16 protein-coding genes are annotated in these 23,685 nt (G+C 49.4%); 7 read left to right on the top strand and 9 right to left on the bottom strand.

Translation table 11 applies throughout. The features are described 5' to 3' along the window. Window positions 1-101 precede the first annotated feature (101 nt). The 3 genes from M8T91_RS15345 to M8T91_RS15355 all read right to left on the bottom strand — a co-directional run bounded on the left by M8T91_RS15345 (window position 102) and on the right by M8T91_RS15355 (window position 6,378). On the bottom strand, window positions 102-1,412 hold the full coding sequence (locus tag M8T91_RS15345; RefSeq protein WP_301415043.1) for a DEAD/DEAH box helicase: 1,311 nt from the start codon (window positions 1,410-1,412) through the stop codon (window positions 102-104). A gap of 315 nt (window positions 1,413-1,727) precedes the next feature. After that, window positions 1,728-3,722: an alkyl/aryl-sulfatase gene (locus M8T91_RS15350; protein WP_301415044.1), complete on the bottom strand. Its 1,995-nt coding sequence runs from the start codon at window positions 3,720-3,722 to the stop codon at window positions 1,728-1,730. Between the two features lie 301 nt (window positions 3,723-4,023). Continuing rightward, a complete protein-coding gene (locus tag M8T91_RS15355) occupies window positions 4,024-6,378 on the bottom strand; it encodes a tetratricopeptide repeat protein (protein WP_301415045.1) in 2,355 nt (784 codons plus the stop codon). A gap of 324 nt (window positions 6,379-6,702) precedes the next feature. Between M8T91_RS15355 and M8T91_RS15360 the strand changes: the two genes are divergently transcribed. Next, the gene (locus M8T91_RS15360) at window positions 6,703-7,908 is read left to right on the top strand and encodes a right-handed parallel beta-helix repeat-containing protein (RefSeq protein WP_301415046.1); all 1,206 of its coding nucleotides are present in this window, start codon (window positions 6,703-6,705) and stop codon (window positions 7,906-7,908) included. Window positions 7,909-7,990: 82 nt separating this feature from the next. Continuing rightward, the gene (locus M8T91_RS15365) at window positions 7,991-9,193 is read left to right on the top strand and encodes a RidA family protein (RefSeq protein ID WP_301415047.1); all 1,203 of its coding nucleotides are present in this window, start codon (window positions 7,991-7,993) and stop codon (window positions 9,191-9,193) included. A gap of 213 nt (window positions 9,194-9,406) precedes the next feature. Here the strand turns inward: M8T91_RS15365 and cls are convergent, their stop codons facing one another. The 3 genes from cls to M8T91_RS15380 form a co-directional block, all read right to left on the bottom strand. Continuing rightward, window positions 9,407-10,831, bottom strand: coding sequence for a cardiolipin synthase (gene cls, locus M8T91_RS15370; protein ID WP_301415048.1), 1,425 nt, complete (start codon window positions 10,829-10,831; stop codon window positions 9,407-9,409). Window positions 10,832-11,231: 400 nt separating this feature from the next. Then, window positions 11,232-12,596: a glutamate decarboxylase gene (gene gad, locus M8T91_RS15375; RefSeq protein ID WP_301415049.1), complete on the bottom strand. Its 1,365-nt coding sequence runs from the start codon at window positions 12,594-12,596 to the stop codon at window positions 11,232-11,234. 1 nt (window position 12,597) lies between these two features. Then, the gene (locus M8T91_RS15380) at window positions 12,598-14,034 is read right to left on the bottom strand and encodes an amino acid permease (protein WP_301415050.1); all 1,437 of its coding nucleotides are present in this window, start codon (window positions 14,032-14,034) and stop codon (window positions 12,598-12,600) included. 377 nt (window positions 14,035-14,411) lie between these two features. Here M8T91_RS15380 and M8T91_RS15385 point away from each other — a divergent pair, with 377 nt between their 5' ends. Next, window positions 14,412-14,714 (top strand): HdeA/HdeB family chaperone, encoded by a 303-nt coding sequence (locus tag M8T91_RS15385; protein ID WP_301415051.1) that lies wholly within the window; start codon window positions 14,412-14,414, stop codon window positions 14,712-14,714. 74 nt (window positions 14,715-14,788) lie between these two features. Then, entirely contained in the window at window positions 14,789-15,328 is a 540-nt protein-coding gene (locus M8T91_RS15390) for a general stress protein (protein WP_301415052.1), read from the top strand. Window positions 15,329-15,576: 248 nt separating this feature from the next. Here the strand turns inward: M8T91_RS15390 and M8T91_RS15395 are convergent, their stop codons facing one another. From M8T91_RS15395 to M8T91_RS15405, 3 genes are read right to left on the bottom strand one after another with little or no spacing between them, the layout of a single operon-like run. Continuing rightward, window positions 15,577-16,980: a sigma-54-dependent transcriptional regulator gene (locus tag M8T91_RS15395; protein WP_301415053.1), complete on the bottom strand. Its 1,404-nt coding sequence runs from the start codon at window positions 16,978-16,980 to the stop codon at window positions 15,577-15,579. Beyond that, entirely contained in the window at window positions 16,961-18,478 is a 1,518-nt protein-coding gene (locus M8T91_RS15400; protein ID WP_301415054.1) for a sensor histidine kinase, read from the bottom strand. Before M8T91_RS15400 ends, M8T91_RS15395 begins: the two co-directional genes overlap by 20 nt. 1 nt (window position 18,479) lies before the next feature. Beyond that, window positions 18,480-18,818 (bottom strand): hypothetical protein, encoded by a 339-nt coding sequence (locus M8T91_RS15405; RefSeq protein WP_301415055.1) that lies wholly within the window; start codon window positions 18,816-18,818, stop codon window positions 18,480-18,482. 809 nt (window positions 18,819-19,627) lie between these two features. Here M8T91_RS15405 and M8T91_RS15410 point away from each other — a divergent pair. The 3 genes from M8T91_RS15410 to M8T91_RS15420 all read left to right on the top strand — a co-directional run bounded on the left by M8T91_RS15410 (window position 19,628) and on the right by M8T91_RS15420 (window position 23,625). After that, the gene (locus M8T91_RS15410; protein WP_301415056.1) at window positions 19,628-20,047 is read left to right on the top strand and encodes a hypothetical protein; all 420 of its coding nucleotides are present in this window, start codon (window positions 19,628-19,630) and stop codon (window positions 20,045-20,047) included. A gap of 1,304 nt (window positions 20,048-21,351) precedes the next feature. After that, window positions 21,352-22,788 (top strand): copper-containing nitrite reductase, encoded by a 1,437-nt coding sequence (gene nirK / locus M8T91_RS15415; RefSeq protein WP_301415057.1) that lies wholly within the window; start codon window positions 21,352-21,354, stop codon window positions 22,786-22,788. Window positions 22,789-22,809: 21 nt separating this feature from the next. Beyond that, the gene (locus M8T91_RS15420) at window positions 22,810-23,625 is read left to right on the top strand and encodes a formylglycine-generating enzyme family protein (RefSeq protein WP_301415058.1); all 816 of its coding nucleotides are present in this window, start codon (window positions 22,810-22,812) and stop codon (window positions 23,623-23,625) included. The last annotated feature ends 60 nt before the right edge of the window (window positions 23,626-23,685 follow it).

Below are 23,685 nucleotides of genomic sequence, written 5' to 3' on the forward strand. Positions count from 1 at the left end.
AAGCACCGCGTCGCACAATCATAGCGCCGCTGTATACACCAGCTATCTGAAAACCCGGTGTATAGCCCTTTTCCACTCACGCATCGGTGTGGCCTCTGAGCCTAATAACCAGAATGGATGGGAGTACCCTCCCTGTTCCCGCGCCGCCCGGCGCGACTCCTGCTCGTGCGATCACCGCTGTGACGGCCTTTCCCGCGCGCACCCCCTGCGCGCTTCTGGCGTTCAGAGCGCTGTCTTTGCCCATCACTGCGCCGCGGACTGCCGGAGGCCGGCACCTGATGGTCGGGCTCGAAACCCTCGACCTCTTCCCGTGGCACTGCTTTACCAATCAGGCGCTCGATATCCCGCAACTGTTTGAACTCATCGGCGCTCACCAGGGACACTGCCTGCCCGTGGGCACCGGCACGTCCCGTGCGACCAATCCGGTGTACGTAGTCTTCCGGCACATTGGGCAGGTCGAAGTTCACCACCTGGGGCAGTTGGTCAATATCGATCCCTCGCGCAGCAATATCCGTGGCAACCAGGATCTGTACCTTGCCTGCCTTAAATTCCGCCAGCGCGCGGGTACGGGCATTCTGACTCTTGTTGCCGTGGATCGCCACAGCACGGATATTATCTGCCTCCAGCTGTTTTACCAGGCGATTGGCACCGTGTTTGGTGCGGCTGAACACCAGGGCCTGGTGCCAGTGATGCTCGCGAATCAGATGACTCAACAGTTTTGTTTTTCGCGCCTTGTCCACCGGGTGAAGAGTCTGGCGTACGGTTGCAGTGGTGGAGTTACGGGGGCTGACATCGATCTCCAGGGGATTGTTGACCAGCCCTTTGGCTAACTGGCGGATTTCTGCGGAAAAAGTTGCGGAAAACAGCAGGGTTTGGCGCTCGCGGGGCAGTAGTTTCAATATCCGTTTAATATCGTGGATAAAGCCCATATCCAGCATACGGTCGGCTTCATCCAGTACCAGGGCCTCCAACTGGTCGAAGTGGATAGCGCCCTGGCTGTGCAGATCCAGCAAACGCCCCGGTGTCGCCACCAGCATATCGGTGCCGCCACGCAATCGCGAGATCTGTGGATTGATCTTGACCCCACCAAACACCACCGTGTGGCGCATTGGCAGGTATTTGCTGTAGCTTTGCACATTCTCATATACCTGTGCGGCCAACTCCCGTGTGGGTGTCAGTACCAGAACGCGAACCTGGCCTTTGCAGGCGCGCTGACCCGCGCTCAGGCGGTGCAGCAACGGCAGTGTAAAACCTGCCGTTTTTCCGGTGCCTGTCTGGGCCGCCGCCATCACATCCCCGCCCTGCATCACCGCCGGGATAGCCTGGGCCTGGATCGGTGTAGGCTTGCGGTATCCCTGCTCCGCAACGGCGCGGGCAATATCCCGGGTCAGACCCAGATTTTCAAACAACATAAAGAACCTCTAACTGCGCTACAGGCGCAATCAAACGCACCCGCCCAAGGGTGCCAGGAAAGAAAGCGGAGTCGGCAATCCGAGCAAGGTGGCGCCCGGTGCACACAGCCGTCTATTCACCGGCAAAACCGGTGCGCGGCATTCAGTAGAAAATTCCGGGAAGAATTTGAGAATCGTTCCGGTGGGGATGTCGGAGTGTTACCGACCTACAAATGACGCAGCTGAGTAATCCCAGCCGCGCCACTATACCACACATGGCCGGGCAATACAGCGGTGTCTTTTGTTCACCCTGTATCCCAGGCAATGGGCCGCTGATCAAGACGCTTCCAGGGACTGCTTGTCCATAGGCTCGGGCGTAACCAGGTTCCACCAGAAGTCGAACTGATCCATCAGGGACAGCAACAACTTTAATTGCTCTGCATCCCCTTCGATATTCACCGCGCCATCCCGGATTTTCTCCTGCAGGGTCGCGGTACCGAGGAGGATATCGTTGAGGTCGCTGCGTTGAATGGTGACGCTGCAGTGGGGGCTGCTCACCGGTGCTGTATAATTCAGCACTGCATTTTCCAGCACCAGGGCATAGTGCTCATTGATATCCGGCAGGGTGATATTGATAGAAATCTGCTTACCCGTGGCCTTGGGACCGTTCAGGCGAATCCCCAGGTAATCAAAAATCAATTCAGTGGGCATATTACGGATGGTATCGGCACTGGCAGTCAGGGGCACAGGCAACCGTTCAATGCCATCACGCAGCTCCTTGGCACCACTCAGGAAGAAATTTCTCCAGGTTCCATTTTCCTGCTGGTATCCCATCTGCTCCAGGGCATCTGCCAGGAGATCCCTCGCCGCACGGTTGTTGGGTTCGGCGGACACCAGCTTGTCCAGCACCTCCGCCACCCAGCGGTATTCTCCCGCATTGTAGTCCCGCTTGGCCTGCTGAATAATATTCGCCGCTCCCCCCATATACTGTACATATTTTTTACCGGCGGCAGTGGGTGGCATCGGGTAGAGGCGCGCGGGGTTGCCGTCAAAAAAACCGAGATAATAATTCCACACAGCCCGGGTATCGTGATTGACACTGCCATAGTAGCCGCGGTTGGCCCAGTATTGGGACAGTTCCGGTGGCAACGTCATCATCTCGGCCGCTTGAACCATGTTATAACCATGGTTGGCCAGGCGCAGGGTCTGGTCATTGAGGTATTTGTACAGGTCCCGCTGCTTCTTCAGATGGTTGACGACATTTTCCTTCCCCCAGGTGGGCCAGTGGTGTGGCGCAAACAATACTTCCGCTTTCTCTCCCCAGCGCTGCAGGGTCTCATTGAGATAGCGGGACCAGTTCCGTGCATTGCGCACCTTGGCACCGCGCAGTGTATAGAGATTGTGTAACGTGTGCGTGGCATTTTCGGCGGCGGTGACCGCCTTTAACTCGGGAACAAAGAAATGCATCTCCGCCGGCGCTTCGGAACCCGGCGCCATTAAAAAATGAAAGGTCAGGCCATCAACCTTGAGGGTCTGGCCAGTTTTTGTAATCGTATCTGTGGGCTCGATCAGGGTGACCGTGCCCGTGGAGGTTTCCAGGCCAAGTCCTGCACCCAGGGTACCCTTAGGGTCTTTGGAAATCAGGTTGCCGTACATAAAACTGGCCCGGCGCGCCATATGATTACCGGCGAAGACATTTTCACTGACCGCCTCTATCAGGAAATTTTCGGGGGCAATGATTTTGACCCTGCCGGACTTAACCTCCTCCTCGTCTACTACACCGCGCACGCCGCCGTAATGGTCTACATGGCTGTGGGTGTAAATCACCGCAACCACCGGCCGGTTACCGCGATGCTGCCGGTATAATTCCAGTGCCGCTTTGGCGGTTTCCGCCGATATCAGTGGGTCCATGACAATGACGCCGCTATCGCCTTCAATAAAACTGATATTGGAGAGATCGGCACTGCGCACCTGGTAGATACGTGGGGTCACCCTGTAAAGCCCCCCCTCTGAAATCAGCTGCAGCTGGCGCCACAGGCTCGGGTTGGCGGTATCAGGTGCCACTTCTCCCCGTGCGAATTGAAAAGCCCCCAGATCCCAAACTGGACCCCCTTGATCGTTCTTGATGATGCCATTGTCCGGAAGCGGGGCAATAAATCCGCGCTTTATGTCTTCAAAGTCCTGCCGATGATCAAAGGGCAGCGCTTTCAGGATCTTCTGATTTGCCTTTTTGGTGACAACGCTCGCGGGGTTTTGCTCACTGGCAAGAGAGAGGCAGGGAAGCTGCAGCAGCACACTGAAAAATATGCGCCGCAAAAGAAATGTTTTCATTGTCTGATTCACACGCATCATTCTTATCCGGCAATGGAGCCGCCTGGCACTCCGAAAGTGCTGTGGAACTCTCAAGTGCTTCAGGGATACCTGACGGGTATACAGGGGTGACATTTTCCCGTAGAGAATAGGTAGGATCAGGCGGACAGGTAGGGATATTCTGCGCCGATGGAACTATTGCCGACAGAACTTGCAATGGCCAGGCCCGAGCGGATTTCCGCCCAGGTGACACAGCGACAAATCCAGCCTGGAAATCCCTCATGGATCTGTTTGCGCAAAGCTACCGCAGTGCAGTGCCGGGCTATTGCACCGCCTTTTTGCCAAGGCGCATTGCTTTCGCATTCGCCCTGGCCCGGCGAGCCGCATCGTGGTGCCCAAGGCGCGCCAGCACTCTGGCCAACTCCGTGTAAGCTGCCACACTGGGCTGGTTGCGAATGCGACGACGATAGGTAGACGCGGCGGCCTCCAGCTTGCCCTGCTGCACCTGGGTGGACGCCAGATGGTCGTAGGCGGCAGTATTTTTCGGATCTGCTTCAATGGCACTTTGCAAACTGGTGAGCCCTTCGCCGATATGGCCCTGCTGTATTAGGGCGATACCGAGCCCGGCATAGGCCTGTGTGCTCGGTTGTTGGGCAATAACCGCCCGGAAGTGGGTTTCAGCCTCCTGAAATGCTGCATCAAGCAGCAGGGCAGTCGCCAGGTTGAAATGTGCCGCCGCCGACTCCGGGTCCAGCTCCAGTGATCTGCGATACATTTCCATCGCCTCGTGGGGCAGGCCCTGGCGTTCCAGCACAAAGCCGAGATCATTATAGATCGCCGCCTGCGGCTCGATTGCCAGTGACTCACGGTAATGGGCTTCGGCCAATTCAAGCTCGCCAATCTCGATAGACACCAAGGCCATATTATTGTGGGACTTCCGATGCTTTGGATCTATCTTCAGCGCTTTCTCCAACGCCACTGCAGCCGCTTCGCTCTTGCCCTGTTGAAACAGGGCAAACCCCTTCGCGTTCAACAGCTCCACGTTCCCGGGTTCCACTGCCAGACCGCGTTCGTAACTACGAACAGCGCCGGAGTAGTTGCCGGTGCGTTCGTTGGCCATGCCGGCGCGAAGGAAGGAGTAAGCGTCCAGGAATTGCTCCTGAATGCGCGCGATGGCACCGGCCGGCAGCGGGACAAATTCCGGGATGTTGCCCGCGCGATCGCTGCCGGTAAACCAATCAAGCACCACTGGGGGGCTGGAGCGGCCCTCCTCATCGATATGGGTCAGAAAGAGCTGGGTATAGGGCGTGTTGACTTTTGAAGAGAATACCAGCCAGCGGCCATTCGACGAGAAACTGTGCCAGGAATTCATCTGCGCGGTATTCGCGCGCAGGCGCCGGGCTTCGCCGCCTGCCGCCGGGATAATGTACAGCGCACTATCCGGCATCAACAGCATGTAATTTTCTGCCTGGGTGAAAACGATCCACTGGCCGTCGGGGGAAAACTTCGCGAAAAAGTTACTTTTGCCATTGTGGGAGGCACCTGCAATGGGTTCGGCCTTGCCACCAAGGCCCCCGTTAAAGGGCACGCGATACAAATCGAATTTATACGGCTGCTGATTCTCGATAAATTCCGGCACATCCTGTTCGTTCAACAGAATACTGTTCGATTTGGCAACGGCGTCATTCCGGTAGACCTTCGCGCGTGCGAAGACAACCGACTGGCCATCGGGGCTCCAGGTGGGGTTGCTTTGTACATAGCCGGGGTCGTCGGCCCCCGGCAGTGACTTGTAGGTACCCTCTACCGTGTCGTAGACTGCCAGAATCCCCTTGATTGGGAAAAAGAGCTGGGAAAACTCAATGCCCGGTGTCGCCACGAATACTGCCCGGTCCTTAACGGTGCTGATCACGTAGCGGCCATCCGGAGATATCTGTGAGAGTAGGCCGAAGGTGGCTTCGCCATCGTCGCGCCTGTAGTCGCTCCAGGTGATGATCTTCTCGTCGTTCAATACCATCTGTTCTTCTACGGGAAGAATGGCATAACCGCCCTTGTCGTTTCCATAATCGACATCGAGACCCAATATACCGCCGTCGCCTGAGAAAGAGTGGCAATTACCACAGACCGGCAAATTCTCCAGCACAACGGGGGGGCGGTGTTGGGAATCAATGGCTCCGAAGCGCCAGCGGATACGCGAGGGATCTTGCACAGCACGGATAAACGGCAGCGGAACCTCGCGATAGAAGATCGCATCTTCTACCGGATCTGTTGAAGTGCGAATCCGCACAGTTGCAGAGGCGGCGACTATGCCGCCGGTGTCGAGGCCAATGACCGCCAACTCGGTGTCGCTCTTGATAGATTGCTGCTTGATGTCGGTCCAGTCTTGCTCCGAAGGGCGCCAGCGGGATTCCGCACTGTCAAAGCGAAGCACCGTTTCCCGACCGTGAAAACGCAACATCACCTGCCATCGCACAACACCTTCCGTCTTATCTTCCCAGACGACAGTGGGTGCCACAATCTCCGGTGGGAATAGCGTCTCGTCCAGCGGATAGAGAATCTCCAGCTGCCCTGCTGGCTTGCTGGGAAAAGGGGGCACAGGGGTGGGGCCGCCTTCCCGCCCACAGCCACACAGCACAAGCAGGGCGCCGAGAAGGCCGGCACAGACTGAAAATGTATTCACGTACACAGGCAATACAGAGGATCGTTTGTTGATGCCCGGAGCCCTTCACCGCAGGGCGAGGTCCTTCCATTATTCGAGAATATTACAGGCCGTCACCACAACCCCTGGGGACCCGGTGAGTGTGGAGTACCCCGGGATTGAAGTCAATTGAGGGCCCACTGGTCGGGGTTCCCGAATTGTCGTGGGCGGGTTTGTGATGACAGTCCCACATGGGCAATTGACATCTATCAGTCATCCATGTACGAATAGTGGGAGGTGGGATTGAACATACCACAAGCGCTGATCACAAACCCATGTAGGCCCTTTTCAAGTTGGGATAACAAGATGCCTGTGCGCTTTATACTTCAAATACTTGCTGTCGCCCTGTTAGTCACCACCGTCGCAGCCCGGGCGGGTATTCACCGGGTTTACCCCGGAGAATCGATCCAGGCGGCAATTGATGCAGCGAACCCCGGTGATACCATCCTGGTCGAGCCCGGTGATTATTATGAAGATGCCGCTAGCCTCTATGGCCTGCGTATCACCAAGGACAACCTCCGCCTGATTGGGAAGTCGGAAAACAGCCATAGCCATCCCTCTGGTACCGATGGGGGTATGTCCAACAGGGTTCGCCTTATCGCCAATGGCGCCCAGGAGACCGGCATTTACGTGGCACCCGCGGGTTGCGAGTACAAAGACAGTGCCTGTGCCGATGAACTGCAGGGTTTTTACCTCCGCGGCTTCAGTGTCGAGGGATACCCGGTCAACGGCATCCAGACCCGGTGGGTCAACGGGTTTCACTTTGTTCGCAATGCCTCTGTCAATAACCGGAACAATGGTATCTACCCAACCCTCTCCAGCAATGGTTTGGTGCGGGATAATATTTCCTATGGCTCCCTGGATACCGCTATGTGGGTAGCGGGCTCCGAGCATATTCGTGTGATCGGCAACGAATTATTCGGTAGCGTTATCGGCTTCGAAATTACCGTATCCAATCAGATTCAGGTAAGACATAACAAAATCTACGACAATACTGTGGGTGTTGGTTTGTTCCACCCCAACGGTGCGGGCAACCCACCCTTGCCGGTCATGGAAAACTGGATTATTGAGCACAATCATATCCATGACAATAACCGGCCGAACAGGGCCCCGGACGGCAGCTTCCAGGCGGATCTCCCTCCGGGAGCGGGTGTGTTGTTGATGGGGGTGAGCAATCACGTGGTTGATAAAAACCGCGTCGCGAACAATGATTTTGTTGGCATTGGCGTATTGGGCTGGTGTAGTGCCACTACTGGCACGGACAACAGTTGCGATAACAGGCCGCCGATTTCAGATCCGGCGGCAAACAATAACCAGGTTTCTCTGAATATACTGAATGGCAACGGCGAAAGCCCACCGGGGGGCATTTTCGACTTCCTCGCTTCGGACCTTGTCTACTTTCAGTTTGAGGTCACCGATGGCGCTGGAAATTGCTTCAAGAACAACAAACCTGAAGCTTTAACGTTTGTTTCGTCGACTCCGGGTGGTGAATTGCCCTCCGACAATTGTTAGAGGCAGTTTTACTCCGATCTCACTACCGACAGTTTGTAAGCGGCTTGGCCCTCCAGACCCTTTTGCTGCGAAAAGGTGCCCAGTGACTTTCCACCCTCCCGCTGAATCGTTTGAGGTCCATGGTTGTCCAATCGTCCTGCGCTGCATTGAGGGCTCCAGGGCCCGCGAACTCTTCTTACACTGTCAGGCTCCAACTCACCGGGCTGATGTGGGTACCCAGGCTGCAGCAATCTACAGGGCGATACAAAAGACGCTATCCGCCAAGGGCGGAAGTATCGCTTCAATCATTTCCGAGATGGTATTCCTGCAGAATCTCCCCGAAAATATCGCCCCTGTGCGAAAAGCAAGAGCACAGGTACTCGCTGCAAGTGGGGAAAAGTTCATCGACCCCGCCCGCACAGAAATCGGACAACCCCCGCTGCATGCCCGAGCCCACCTCGAAGTCCTGGTTCAAGCGATCATCCCCGGTACATCGATATTCAGCCTGACCACCGTCAAGACTGCTGTAGCCTGTGGCAGTACCGCCAGCACCACTGGGCGCGGTTTGCGGGTTCAGTTGGAGGATGAAACCCGTGTACTCGCCGGTGGACTCTGCAGTGCAGGCGACAATGCCCATGAACAGACCTACGGCGTGCTCGAACTGGCCGAGAGCTTACTGCAACAATCGGGCCTGGCGTTTAGCGACGTGGTGCGCACCTGGATTCACCTTCGTGATATAGACCGTGACTACAATGACCTGAACCGGGCACGGCGGGCGTTTTTCGACTCGCGGGGAATTGGGCCCGCTCCGGCCAGCACGGCTATCGGCAGTATCCTGGCCTTTGAAAGACACAAATTGTGCCTCGGTTTCTACGCGGTGAAAAGGCCCAATCCTGTAGAGCGGATCCCGATGCGATCGCCCACCCTGAATGAAGCGCCGGAATACGGTGCGGATTTCGTGCGCGGTATGCGAGTCACTGAATCGAATAAGATCATGCTGATTGTCTCCGGAACGGCCAGCATTGATCAGGCTGGCAGGTCAGCCCATGTAGGTGACTGCAGCGCGCAAACGGACCGTATGCTGGCGAATATACGCGCCCTACTGAAAGGCCAGGGCGCGACTTTTCAGGATATTGTTTTCGCGATCACCTACGTAAAACGGCCAGCCGATCAGCTGCACTTGCTGCACAAATTTCGAAGTGCGGGTTTCGAAGGCTTTCCTAATGTTTGGGTGCAGGCTGATGTTTGCCGCCCGGAGTTACTCTGTGAAACGGAATTAATTGCCGTCTTGCCCTGTGCCCGGTAGAAAGGGATGATGCCAAACCCCATGACATAAGACTTAAATACTTTGGCACCTGAATTGTGTTGAGGGTAGGTGAAAAGTTGCTTATATGAAAACACGCTGTCGCAAGCACAACTCCACGGTGACTCTAGTCTGAAAAAGGTGAACAATGCAGCAAATAATAGATAAACAATTCAACATGCATAGTTCTCTCACGCTAATTTTTAAGGCCAGCTTTTATAATACCGGCCCAATAGTTGCAATCACGTTTTGCCAGATCCTTTTGCGACGTGGCCAGGCGAGAACATCTTCAATAGCTACAGGATCTGATCGGGCGATGTATTCGGATTGGCGCTCCTGTATATTATTGCTGACCGCCTTATCATACAATAGCAAATTGTTTTCGTAATTGAGATCAAAGCTGCGTAAATCCAGATTGGATGATCCTATCAAGCTGACAATCCCATCTATTGTGAGTGTTTTGGCGTGCAGCAAACCGTCTCTAAATTCATAAATTTTAGCGCCTGCCTGCAGGAGCTTCCCATAATAGCTGCGGCTGGCCGCAGACACCACCCACGAATCATTATGTTTGGGAAAGATGAGTGCAACATTCACACCGCGATGTGCCGCAGCACACAGCGCTTCCAGAACGGTTGAATCCGGCACAAAGTAGGGTGTTGAAATTGTCAGCGCTCTTTGTGCCGTACTAATCAATGTTGAAAAAAGTTGCGGGGTGGAGCCCAACCTGCCTGTTGGGCCATCCCCCATAATCTGGGCAGGAATGCCTTGGGATACAGTCGTCATTACAAATGGCAAATTATCCAGCGTTTCCCCAGTTGTTTGCACCCAATCACTGGCAAAAAGCACCTGATTTTGTGCGACGACACTGCCTTTTACTCTCGTCATGATATCAACCCAGGGTGCGTATTTTGCCTTTATTCTAAACTCAGGATCGGCACAGTTTTGACTGCCACAATAGGTAATTGCATTATCAATGATGGTGATTTTTCGGTGATTGCGTAAATCAATACGACTGGTCAATATCGTATGAATGGGGTGTTTCAGTGACAACGATACGGCAGTATGCACACCTGCAGTGCGCATTTTCTCCCAGAGATGGGAGTTGACAAAAGCACGCGACCCTAAACCATCCACCATCACTCGGCATATCACCCCTCTTTGTGCGGCACGGATAATGGCTTTGGCAGTCGCGATACCCGTATGATCTTCCAGCCAGATATAATACAGCACATGTACATGATCTTTAGCAGCTTCAATATCCTCAATTAATCGCCCTCTGGCAGTAACCTGATCAGGCATCAGTTCAACGGTATTGCCGGCAGTGGTATAAAAACCATTTACCGAAGCGGCATAGAAAAATCCGGGCTGGTAGGCGGGGGAAACCAGCTTATGTGTGATTTTTTCATGACTAAAAACAGCTCCGCATTGTGACTTCAAATCACTCCAAATAGCGCTATGATGCTCATTGGCATGGTGACCAAGATCTATTTCTCCGAACAGGAAATAGAGGGCACCTCCCACATAAGGTAAAATGAGAATAACGACAAACCAGGCCAGGCGGGAGGTTGGTGATAAATCATCACGCAATAATATGCGAATGGTAAATCCAACAACAATAATGACATGTAGTATTAAAAACATAAAAATCCGGGATCACAGGATATCGTTTATTGGTTGATACGCTACCTAATAGTAGTATTTTTTAATCAGATACACTGATGCCTGAGGCATTCGTATTCCATCAGAGCTGGTGTTCATTCCGGCGTTTTGTGTCTCAGGCTACCCCCCGAAAGCACGCCAGCATCAAAATTACAAACATACCAGTAAAGGCTTTGGTATGTGCCGTATTTTTTGGCTGACTGCGAAAGTAAAACAGAATAGCTGATATGCCTGATCTATCTGCTGACGGTATCTGCGCCGTTTAGGCCGTATTGGGTGTGTTATTTTTGGCATATATGCGCCATGCGCATCAGGTTTGATCGCTGTGATGCGCAGTGGTCCCTTAACTTAAACAGGGCCTTTACAACCAGTTTGATCTAAACTAGTGGGAAAACATTCTCTGGCCTTTGCTGTTAGCCCCATTACAGTTGTAAGTGGCACGCTTGATATCCCTAATCAATGAATCAGCCATATCTCTGGAAAATCCCTCGCGAACCACAAGGCGTAATATAGACATATCTTGAATATTTTCTGGCATTGTATATGCCGGCACCTGCCAGCCGTACATTCGCAGGGCATCAGAGATATCATACTCGGTAAATGGTACCTCACCGGTCACATGAAACACCACAACCGGAATGGTCTCTCCATTATTGATAACCGAAAAATCCCCAAGTTTTTCAATTTCGGCAGCCAGGTACATCGCTGTTGATTGCAGGTTTTCCATAATTCGCTTGTAGCCTTCAAAACCCAAACGGATAAAATTGTAGTATTGTGCTACGATCTGGTTTCCGGGCCGAGAGAAGTTCAGTGTAAAGGTTGGCATATCGCCACCCAAATAATTCACGTGGAACACCAAGTCTTCAGGCAGCTCATCGGAATTGCGCCACAATATCCATCCGACACCAGGGTAGACAAGGCCATATTTATGGCCAGAAACATTGATAGACTTCACCAAGGGTAAACGAAAATCCCACTTTAAATCCGAGTGCAGGAATGGTGCAACGAACCCTCCGCTGGCTGCATCGATATGTAAAGGTGTGTCATATCCAGTGTGCTCATTATGCGCTACAAGAGCATCATGAATTTTCTCAATTGGCTCAAACTCTCCGGTATAGGTGGTACCGAGAATTGCAACAACACCGATGGTATTTTCGTCAATTAGGGATAACACTCCCTCCTCATGGATTACGTAACGCCCTGGCTCCATTGGAACGTACCTGGGCTCGACATCCCAATAACGACAGAATTTCTCCCATACAACCTGGACATTACTACCCATGATTAAGTTGGGTTTATCCGTTGCTTTACCCTTACTTTTCATGCGTTCACGCCACTTCCACTTCAACGCCATCCCCGCCAGCATGACCGCTTCACTTGATCCAATAGCAGAAGTTCCTATGCCTCCTTCCGGTGCATTGAACAAGTTTGAGACGATATTGATACACCGCTCTTCAATATGTGCAGTTTGTGGATACTCGTCCTTGTCAATCATATTTTTATCAAATGTTTCAGCCATCAACGCTTTTGCCTCTGGCTCCATCCAGGTTGTGACAAAAGTGGCTAAATTGAGTCGGGCGTTTCCATCCAGCATCAATTCATCATGAATCAAACGGTAAGCCACCGTTGGAGACATTTCCCGTTCAGGAAGTGTAAATTTTGGTGTTGGCTCCGTCATTTCCCTGGAGCCGTACCCCGGCGTTAACCCACTTGTCTTCTCGATATCATTCTTAATGTGAAAAACCATCTTATCCCTCTCCGTAAATAAGTGACGAATCTTGACTTTTGCCAATCCATTTGGATTTGCGTCTATTGATAATGATAAATGCCGCTATAATTGAAACAATGCACACTGAAATCAACAGGGATTCGAAGCCCCAGAATCCCCAAGGATTTGGTTTTGGAGGAATAAATCCAATAAGAAGACATGCAAATATGGAAATGCCACCGGTTAGACTGATGCCCCATATCCCAAGTTTTCCACCGGGTATTTTATAAGCTCTATGAACTTCGGGATGAGAATACCGAAGTCGAATTGCAGCCAGGAACATGAGAATATACATCATTGCGTACAATACAATTGCAGTTGACGTGAGCATTAGGAATATTGTATTCACATCACTTGATGACAGGAACAACAAGCCAATAACAGAAATCAATGTTGCCTGAATCAGTAATAGTTTCACCGGCACATCGTATTGATTGGTTTTTTGAAGATAAGGAGGCAGATTTCCCTCCATACCTGCAGCCCATAACCCTTTAATTGGTCCGACAACCCAGGTACTTACCTGCCCCGCCGCCCCCATGGCAATCAAAAAAGCGATTACAGGTATCAGCCAGGAAAGCTGGTAATGTTGCAGCAAAAGAGAAAAGGCTTGTGTTGCGCCATTAATAGAATCGATACTTTCAGCAGGCACCACAGCCGCAATCGCAAGCCCACCCAATAATGTCAATACAAATCCGATGAACGCTGCAGTGAATAGTGCAATGGGATAATTTCTTTGCGGATTCACCACGTCCCTTGCATGGCTGGCTGATACCTCTATGCCTACAAATCCAAACACAAAGCTAAGAAACAGCAACAGCCCGGTTGTATCCGTAAAAGAGGGTAGGAAGTTTTCCTGAGTAAGTTGATAATTCACTTGTATTGGGTTGCCCTGCAAAAAGTACCAGGTGCTACACCCTATCAAAAGAAGCGTCGGCGTGATTACTCCTGCAATAAGTGCGACACTTGAAATCAATCCCGACCGTTTGGCACCTTTGAAGTTCATAATGGTAGCCAGCCAGTAAATAGTAAAAATAGTTAGTGCAATAAAATACTTATTATTCCCAAGTTCAGGTGCAAGCACATAGGCCAAAGAGCCACCAACATAGGCCAGGATACTGGTTATCCCAAAGATACTCTGTACCCATTGCAGCCATACAGCGAGAAAACCCAATTTAGGCCCAAAGGCTGCTTTAACCCAGCCATACACGCCGTTATGCGGCCATCCGGTTGCCAACTCGGCAGAAACCAGAGCCGCAGGAATCAAGAATAAGAATACTGTAATAAAATTGAAAAAAATCATATGCATACCGGTTTCGGCCATCGCCGGCATGTTTCTCAAAGTCATGAACAATGCTGCAGTAATAAAGATCAGTGGTAAAGCGGTCAATTTGTTCGCATTGCGTTCAACTTCATGCATTGGACTATTTCCCGGACTATGTTGTATCGACATGCATCAATCCCAGATCATATCAAATTTACTTAATAGATCTCCATCGGAGATCTTACCAAATGGCAAGCGCCTCCTCCAGTAATGTGTAATGTAAAACACCTATCAAATCATCAAGCGGGCTCTCTTGAGCCCTATCCAAGCATCAACAATCAAGGCAAACTGAATAACAACTTGCTTACAACACTGCTTGTATCGACTGAATGGATGGTTTTATAGCTCCCTGGATATTGTTCATATTTCACACACAAACTATTTACACTTTCTAGGCCAAGATGTCCTAACCCGAAAGCAGGGTAAGCTGCTACATTTAGAGGCGCTTGACTTTACTCTCGAGGAGAAATCATATGCGGGTTAAAACCCTACTTGTTGCTTTATTGGCATTTTCTTTTTCAGCTGGCGCCGTGGCTGAAAAGAAAGATGACAAAAAAGACCATCCCTACCTGAATATTACATGCAGTCAGTTTATCGACTACGACCCGGAAGATTTTGTTCGAGTGTACTATTGGTATGACGCATATTCCTGGTTTACCTGGAATAAGCCCCTCATCGAAGAGGATGATTACGTGGATTGGCACGCGAATATGATCACTTATTGCAAAAACAATAAAGGTGACACCGTATACGAAGCCATTGAAGAGCTTTATTAAATAGCGAAAATCATTTAGCACGCCGCTATTGTAACCTGGCAAGGTTAATAGCGGCATTTTTTTGAAGGTACGAAATGGACAGTAAAAACTCTTGCACAGCGGTCTTCCCTAGCCATGATTTGGCTGAATCGGCGATAAAACCCCTGCAAAACATAGGAATTGACATAAAATCGATTTCGATTATCGGAAAAGATTACCACACAGAAGAGAAGGTGCACGGTTATTACAACACCGGAGACCGGGTAAAGTTCTGGGGCAAAAACGGCATGTTCTGGGGCAGTATTTGGGGCATTTTATTTGGCGGAGCCTTTCTATTCATTCCCGGATTGGGTCCGGTAGCTGTCGCCGGCCCTCTGGTCCAGGTGATTGTTGGTGCTCTTGAAGGTGTTGTCATTGGTGGTGGTTTAGGTGCCTTGGGGGCAGCATTGGTCAGTATTGGCATTCCCAAGGACAGCATCGTTAACTACGAGACCGCTATCAAGGCTGACAAATTCATAATGATCGTACATGGTGAAGACGACTTATTGAATAAGGCTCAAGATACATTACAAGAGATTTCAGGTGTTGAATCCGTTGATCTGCATAGGAATAATGCCACTCAGCAATCGAGATAAATACAGGCACGTCACAGAGAACATTTTTTTACAGTAACAGTTTAATGGTGTCAGACACTGCGGGTTTGTTGCAAATGGTTTTCTCTGAATCATACTCCTTGTACAGACCTGCTCTGTTGACAATACAACTTTTAAGGGACAGGGTATTATAGTTGGGCTGCTTCCTGTCTCACTCGGTCAAAATGTAATTTTATTTTCGCAGCTTGACAGCACTGCCCATACCAACAAGCGTCTACTATTCCTATTATCTAGCCTTGATTTATATTGTGTTTTTTTAATCTGTATCGCATCGTTTCCCGGCTGAGAGACAATATTCGTGCGGCAGCAGAGATGTTGTCACCAGCCAGACGCATCGCAGCTTCGCAAACCCGCTTTTCCATACTCTCCAGTGATTCACTTCCATCAAGGTTCATCACCACAATGGGAGTTTCCTTGGAGGTTACTTCACTGCTGGTGCCTGGTGTGGATTGTCCTAGCGATAGCCAGCGGTATGGAAAAATCTCACTATCAGACAGTAATACGCAGCGCTCAATCACATTGCGCAATTCCCGTACATTACCGGGCCAGGCATACGCCATCATCACCTCCCAGATTTTATCTGGAATTTTATTCACGCATTTACCGGAAGTATGATTGAACTCCTGGATAAACTGCGGGACAAGCTCATAGATATCTTCCAATCGCTCACGAAGAGGGGGCACTTCAATATTGATCACATTTAGTCGATGGAATAAGTCCTTTCTAAATTCCCCTTTTTCCACCTGATCTTCCAGGTTTTTATTGGTTGCTGCCAGCAGCTGAAAATCAACTTGAATTTCTTTCTCACCACCAACTCTCCGGAACGATTTATCCTCAATAGCTCTTAATAATTTGGCCTGCAAACCCGAAGGAATTTCGCTAATTTCATCTAAAAACAGCGTTCCTCCATCTGCCTGCTCAAATAAGCCGCGACGCCGACCTTTTGCACCGGTAAAAGCACCCGCCTCATGACCGAAAAGTTCGGTCTCAAGAAGAGATTCCGGTATTGCAGCACAGTTTACTTCCACAATACGAAACTCTGCACGCTGGCTGGCATGATGCAGAATACGGGCAACGAGCCCTTTGCCTGTACCGGACTCACCGGTGATAATTACCGAACTAAGGGGTACCGAAGAAAATCGTCTTAAAAGATAGCGCAGGGAATTCGCCTTTGTGCTGGAACCGGTAAACCGTTCAACAGAGAATTTTTTTCGATTGGCGTCAGATTCTTCCCATACACGCCTTTGCGCACGGGTACTTCTCAATGCCGACGTAATGACCAGATCCATTTGATCAAAGTCGCAGGGTTTTGTCAGAAAATCGAAAGCACCCAGGCGCATCGCTCTGACGGAATCCGGTACACTCCCATACCCCGTCAGAATAATCCATTCACAGGTATGCACAACATTGGTGATTTCCTCGAATAAATCAAGACTGTTTCCATCGGGTAATTTCATATCCGCAAGAACGATAGAGGGATCACTTGAATTGAGAAGTATTTCCCGACGAGCCTCCTTCAGGCTACGCACCCACTTAACTTCCCAACCACCCCGCTGCAAATAACGCTTTAGTTCGCTAGCGAAGAGTTCCTCATCCTCAATTATCAAAATGCTTTCAGCTGACTGAGATGTCATGTCGTATTGTGACCGTAACTTTCGAACCCTTCGGATAATTTTCACTAATTTTTAGTGTACCGCCAAACTCATGCGCAAACCGCAGAACAATCGCCAATCCAAGCCCGGTTCCATGCCTTTTTTCTGAAGAAAAAGCCAGTACTCGTGTATTTCTATCGCCTGTACTGAAGCCTGGTCCGTCATCACAAACCTCTATCTCCAGTAAAATATTTTCTCGCACGTTAATATGCACGGTAATATGGCCGTCTTTATCCCCAATGGCTTGCGCACTGTTTAAGATAAGATTCAACACCACTTGTCGGAATCTGTCTTCCGGCAAGTTGAAATACACAGCGTCTTCACCTGTGAACTCGAGTCTGACTTGATTGGGGATGGAATACACAGCCAAGTCAACCAGATCCCTGATCGATTGAGATACGTTGATGCGAGTTGGTTTCTCTGGCTTATGTTGAGCAAGATTGAGCAGATTTTTTAAAAGTTCAGAAATCCGATTTAGTTCGCCGTCTACCAGCGCCAGTCGACGCTTGACATCATCGTCATCAACCTCGATGCTTACATTTCTGACCACAGCCTTGATGCTGGACAAAGGATTTCTTAGTTCATGGGCTATTTGAGCGCTTATTTCGCCGACATACGCCAACCGCTCTGAATTTGCCAGTGTAAGCTGCTGTTCCACTATGGCTTTTGTTGCAATCTGCACACGGCTCTCCAGACTTTCCTGCTTCTCCCGTTGCGCAAGTTCCAACTGTTGCAATCTACCAACCATTTGGTTGTAACGCTCAAAAATAGGCAGAATAATGGGGTCTATCTGCTCTGTTTCAGCCAGTTGATAATCCCTTTCCGCTAAAACTGACATGAGTTGTGATAAATTCGATAGGGGTACCGCCACTTTTCGACGCACAGAAAAGATAACCAACACGATGGTCAACGCCAGCATCACCATGATGAATAAAGACATATTCACTTCGCTGACCGTTTCATTATGAAGAACCTCTACCAGAGCGGTATGTGCTCTGAATTCACGCTTTGTGATCGACTCCATTTCACCCAGCATTAGCAGCAAGGCTTCTCTTGGCTGGGCCTCTAAATCGTCAAAAGCTACCTGAATGCGTCGCAAGTGCGCAGGGGTTTCCTCATTGAGATGCCAACCGAGAGAGAGTAAATAGTCAATGTCTTTGCGAATTTTGGCTTTCGCATCAGAAGAAATTCTGGATTTGCTGTCTAATGCCTGAATAATGTGTTCTTGTACATTGATACCTGTTTCTTGTAACGCGGTCAGGTGCGCAAGATTATTTTTGATGGACTCGTATCGTGTTAAATTCAAGCTGGCTCGCAAAACAACAGCAATCAATGCAATCATAACGATTGCACCCATTGTTAAACATAACAGCCATAGAGGTCTAAATACCAACTGTTTAAGCATACCAATCCCAAGTGCTTTGGTTACAATATGCGTAACGGAAGACAGCAACCTCCTGAAAGAGAGAAATGCTGTCACATCAATCAGCTACTACCAAACCTAACTCCCAAAGCAACAATCGCCAGGCTGAGTAACTGATTCTTGATTCACCACTGGTCCAGCGCCGCACTGTTCTCGAATCGGACACGCCCAGAATCTCCGCTACACAGGCCCCTGTCAGTTGATACACTGCCAGCAGTCGACGAATTTCCAAGGCGCTGGGGGGTGAATAATATCCACTGTCAAAGCGCGCCAGGCAGGCTTCAGGCAAACCTACCAATTCAACGTCTAGGTAACGATTTCTTTTCCGGGCAATGTCCATGCTTGCCATTCCACCTCTTGAAGACAAACCGGTTTCGGCTGAATAAAAGAGGCTCATTGCAAACGCCTTGCCAAGGATCTAAAAACCCCAGGTCACAAGGACTTAGGGAAATCAGAAAGATGTATTCTACGCCAGAAATAGGTTGATATAAACCATTTTGTGGATATCAACCAAGAGAAAATGGTTTATATCCACCGGACAAACCGTCGAGGTGTTTCAATCCCTGGCAAATCCAAGCAATTTAATTCCCGGGATTGCCTTACGGACTGTGGCACGCAAATTGTAGTGTTTATCGGTATGCCGCACGACAAGCTCAGGCCGGCGAACGGCGCCCTGCGTTCCGCCGTCACCAACAACATCACATCAGCCGCATTACAACTATCCTGGGGGAGGTAAGAAAACAATTGCCACGCAACCAACCGCAGTGACCAGAGGGTCTACGAGTGATACCACGCTGGCCACTGCCATACCTGATCGTTGACTGCACAGCAGCCTTCAGCTAAAGCTGAAAGGGAAATGGTTAAGGAGGATCGTTAGAGCAATTACTTCACCTGATCTGCAACATTGCTCATCTCCCAGTTCCAGCATTGCGAAGGCAAGTTGGCCAGTTTTTGCCAGAGAAACGGATGGTGACTGCCAGAAAAGTCTCCACTCAACGCGTTAGAAAAAATTCAACCAGTGTGTTTCAATCAGCCATAGATCACCCTAAAAGGACACATCGAATGAGCGATAAACAGCAAAATCCGTCACCGAGTACCAGAAACAAAATAATCCTGGTTTACAATTTTCTGGAATAGCATTGGCTCACCCAATACCGCCTACCCACAGCCAGTGGGTTCATCCATGTATTTAAAGGTATACGTTATATGAAATCCTCCCATTGTTTCTCAGCCCTCCTACTATTCAGCCTGCTTGTTGCGTGTTCGGAAACCTCCCACGACCAGACACCAAGACAAGTGTCAGAAGCATTCATACAGGCCTACTATATTGATGACAATTTACAAAAGGCAAAAGCACTCACCACCGGACAAGCCAGGGATATGCTTGATAAAGAAATCAACCTGGATAAAGCTTATGGCGAAGACTCCAGCGATCACCCGCGTATTCACAGTGAATTTATAAATCGCACTGAAATTGATAACAATACTATCGAAATGAAATACAAGGTATCTACCAAAGAAGAAGGCTATTTAATTTCTACTCTTGGACTTGCTCGCATTACTGAAAATAATACTGATCAATGGCGAGTATCTTCAGTCACTGAAAATAACCACTTCTCACCATAAGTGAGCCTTTCACCGGTTACAGATAGCGGCTTCAATTTGAATATAATGATCAATCACTTATAAATTGTTCGCCACATTAAAGTCTCAACAAAAGCTATTGAATATCACCCTTTGACCATACGTGAATCATCTCGGGTGATTCACGTAATTAATCCTGAAAATTTTAGGAAAGGCTATCGACAAACACTCTGCAACCATTCGGAAATTTAAAGCAAGGTGTATATGTTTATAAAAAATGCAGCCTGTTCTATACGAAAATCAATTTTTTACCGCACCTTCTCAATTTGGCATTGGCTATAAGCTGAAATTCTTTCATCCTTTTAAAACCTGTAAAATCCAAAACAACTTATAAAGTTTGCTGTAAAGGTACCGATAATTTGAATTATTACATAGCCCATCCGGCCACTTGCAAAACTTCTACCCGAACCAACAATACTGGTGGATCACTGGCCACAGGAACTACTTTTCTGCACTCCATGAAATTTCTGGTTGATTGCTCTTTTTCTGGACATTACCCGATCGGCTCTGACAGAGTCAGGCCTAAGCAGTTATATTTCCCGTGAGATAGCAGAATCTATTTCTTTTTCACAGCTTCGGTTATGTCAATAGTCGCCACCTTAATTGATATAAATCAAGATCCTGTTTCAACCATATTTTAGAATAGTATCTGAGGTGAAAAGCACATATGGAAGATATTGCATCCCACACAATGGGAGCTTGGTAACACCTCATCCAGCTGGCACAGACTTTCTAGCACTGTAATCGGCTCTAAGAATACAGAGGCCTGTGTATCACCATGCTTGTATGCTTAAAGCCCACGTATTTATTGTGGTTATTTAAGTACCATACATAGCTGAGGTTGGTTGTATGAAACGCTTAAAATTCACATTGATGGATATCAATAGCCGCTGTAATTATGCAGCACGGTCCTACTGTACCTGCAAACGGTGTAAAGCACTGCGAATAAGTTCGAAGACTCTACTGGCCTTAAGAACAGCCGTTCTCCTGAACACCGGGGATAGTGCTTACTTGGGCCAACACCGTCCAGACAAACACCCATGATTCACTCAAAGGCTTAATGAGAGGTAGATGCCACCCATTCACTGATTTAAGGGTCTGGCTTTCTGACTATTGTCGATCGCTTCCTATCCACCCTTACTTTGAGAATTCGAGGGAGGAACTTCTTTATACATAACTGTATTTGAATTTAACAGGCAGTATATACACCGGGATAACTGTCCCTAGTGACTACTGTATCTGTTATTAGGCTCAAAAATTGCAACGAACCATTGGGGGATATAGCAATGATGACAAACAGAAAATACAAAATAGACAGTGTAGGCATTATGATGTTTGTTCTGGTGGGAATGATCTGGTCGATAGGTATGCCCGCATTTGCAGAGATGGATTCCCAGCTTCCGACTGAGCATGCAGTGCTCACGGCGGCACCTCTCGTGCCTCCCCCCATTGCCCGGGACTACCCGGCAAAGGTGATTGTCACTCTTGAAACCATAGAAAAGATTGGTCGCCTGAGCGACGGGGTTGATTACACTTTCTGGACATTTGGTGGCCAGGTACCCGGTAACTTTATTCGCATTAGAGAGGGTGATCAGGTTGAATTTAACCTGAATAATCATCCGTCGAGCAAAATGCCACATAACATAGACTTGCATTCTGTTACAGGACCCGGTGGCGGTGCCACCTCATCCTTTACCGCGCCAGGGCATTCTTCACGCTTTTCTTTCAAGGCGCTGAACCCGGGTTTATACGTATATCACTGCGCCACGGCGCCCGTTGGTATGCACATTGCCAACGGTATGTATGGGCTGATTCTTGTAGAGCCCAAAGAAGGTATGCCGCCGGTAGATAAAGAATTTTACATCATGCAAAGCGAATTCTATACCAAAGGAAAGTATGGAGAAGAAGGTCTGCAACCTTTTGATATGGAGAAAGCGCTGTCTGAAAACCCTGACTACGTTGTGTTCAATGGCTCTGTGGGATCGACAACAGGTGATCAGTCCATACATGCCAATGTGGGTGAGACTGTTCGTCTTTATGTGGGCAATGGTGGGCCCAACCTGGTTTCTTCATTTCATGTCATCGGCGAAATCTTTGACAAGGTATATGTAGAAGGTGGTGATATGGTTAATCACCATGTGCAATCAACCCTTGTTCCTGCCGGAGGCTCAGCAATCGTGGAGTTTCTCGTGGATGTGCCGGGCACATTTATACTAGTCGATCATTCTATTTTTCGTGCATTCAATAAGGGTGCACTGGGCATGTTGAAAATTAAAGGTACAGAGGACCTCGCTATATACTCTGGCAAGCAGGAAGATACGGTCTATCATCCTGAAGGTGGGGGTATTCAAAGCATTGCAGAAAGTGGCAGTACATCAGCCAGGGCCCGGAACAAGGAAGAGCGCATATTATTTGGAAAGCGCACCTACGATCAAAACTGCATGGCCTGTCACCAATCCGGCGGTCAGGGTATTCCCGGAGCCTTTCCTCCACTGGCAGGATCTGACTATTTACTCGCAAAACCCGACCGCTCAATCGATGTACTGCTCAATGGGCTCTCGGGCAAAATCACAGTCAATGGACAGGCATATGATGGTGTTATGCCAGCAGTGCAACTGTCTGACGAAAGTATCGCCAATGTGCTGACCTATGTGTTAAATACCTGGGGCAACAATGGAGGTGAAATCACACCTGAACAAGTTGCCAAGCAGCGTCTACATTAAGGATCTGCTGGAATTGAAAAAATGAAAAACAGGCGTTTGCTAACAACTGGTCTGTTGGGGTTTGCCTTGCTGATATGTCTGCCAACCCTCGGTGAGGCTGATCAGGGAGCAAGCCAATCCAGCAAATCGACTCAAAGTGAAATGGCCTATATTCCCGGCGGGCGTTATACACCACTTTTCAAGGACAGCACCGATTCGCCGATTGTAAGGCCATTCTTGCTTGACCGCTATGCTGTTACCAATCGGCGCTACCATGCCTTTACACAGCACAATCCAAAGTGGAGTAAAGATAATATCAAGTCTGTATTTAGCGATGGAAATTATCTACAACATATGACTCCACTGAAAATGGATACACTGGCTGAGACCCCGGTGACTAACGTATCCTGGTTTTCTGCGCGGGCCTATTGCAAGTCTGTTGGCAAGCGCCTGCCATCACTTGCTGAATGGGAGTATGCCGCACAAGCCAGCGACACTAACAGGGATGGTCGTAATGACCCGGCATACCGCCAAAAAATTCTGGAATGGTACTCCAGACCCGCCGACAATCTGCTGCCAAACGTAAAAGATACTCCAGCCAACTATTGGGGTGTGCATGGTATGCATGGCGTAATCTGGGAACTGGTGAACGATTTCAATACCGCACTGGTCACCGGGGAATCCCGTGGAGATACACAACTGGAACTATCCCTGTTTTGTGGTGCCGGTGCTGTTTCCTCCGTTGACCCGAGCGATTACGCCGCATTTATGCGTTATGCACTGCGCAGCAGTTATCGCGCAAACTATACAATGCGCTCCCTGGGTTTTCGTTGTGCGAGAGATGCAAACCAGCATTGAACGAGATGGGTTTCATGGTTTTGGTTAAATTTATAGGGGGCAATAAGGCAATTCAGTCGG

It is taken from the genome of Microbulbifer sp. MI-G (genome assembly GCF_030440425.1).
Classification (GTDB): domain Bacteria; phylum Pseudomonadota; class Gammaproteobacteria; order Pseudomonadales; family Cellvibrionaceae; genus Microbulbifer; species Microbulbifer spongiae.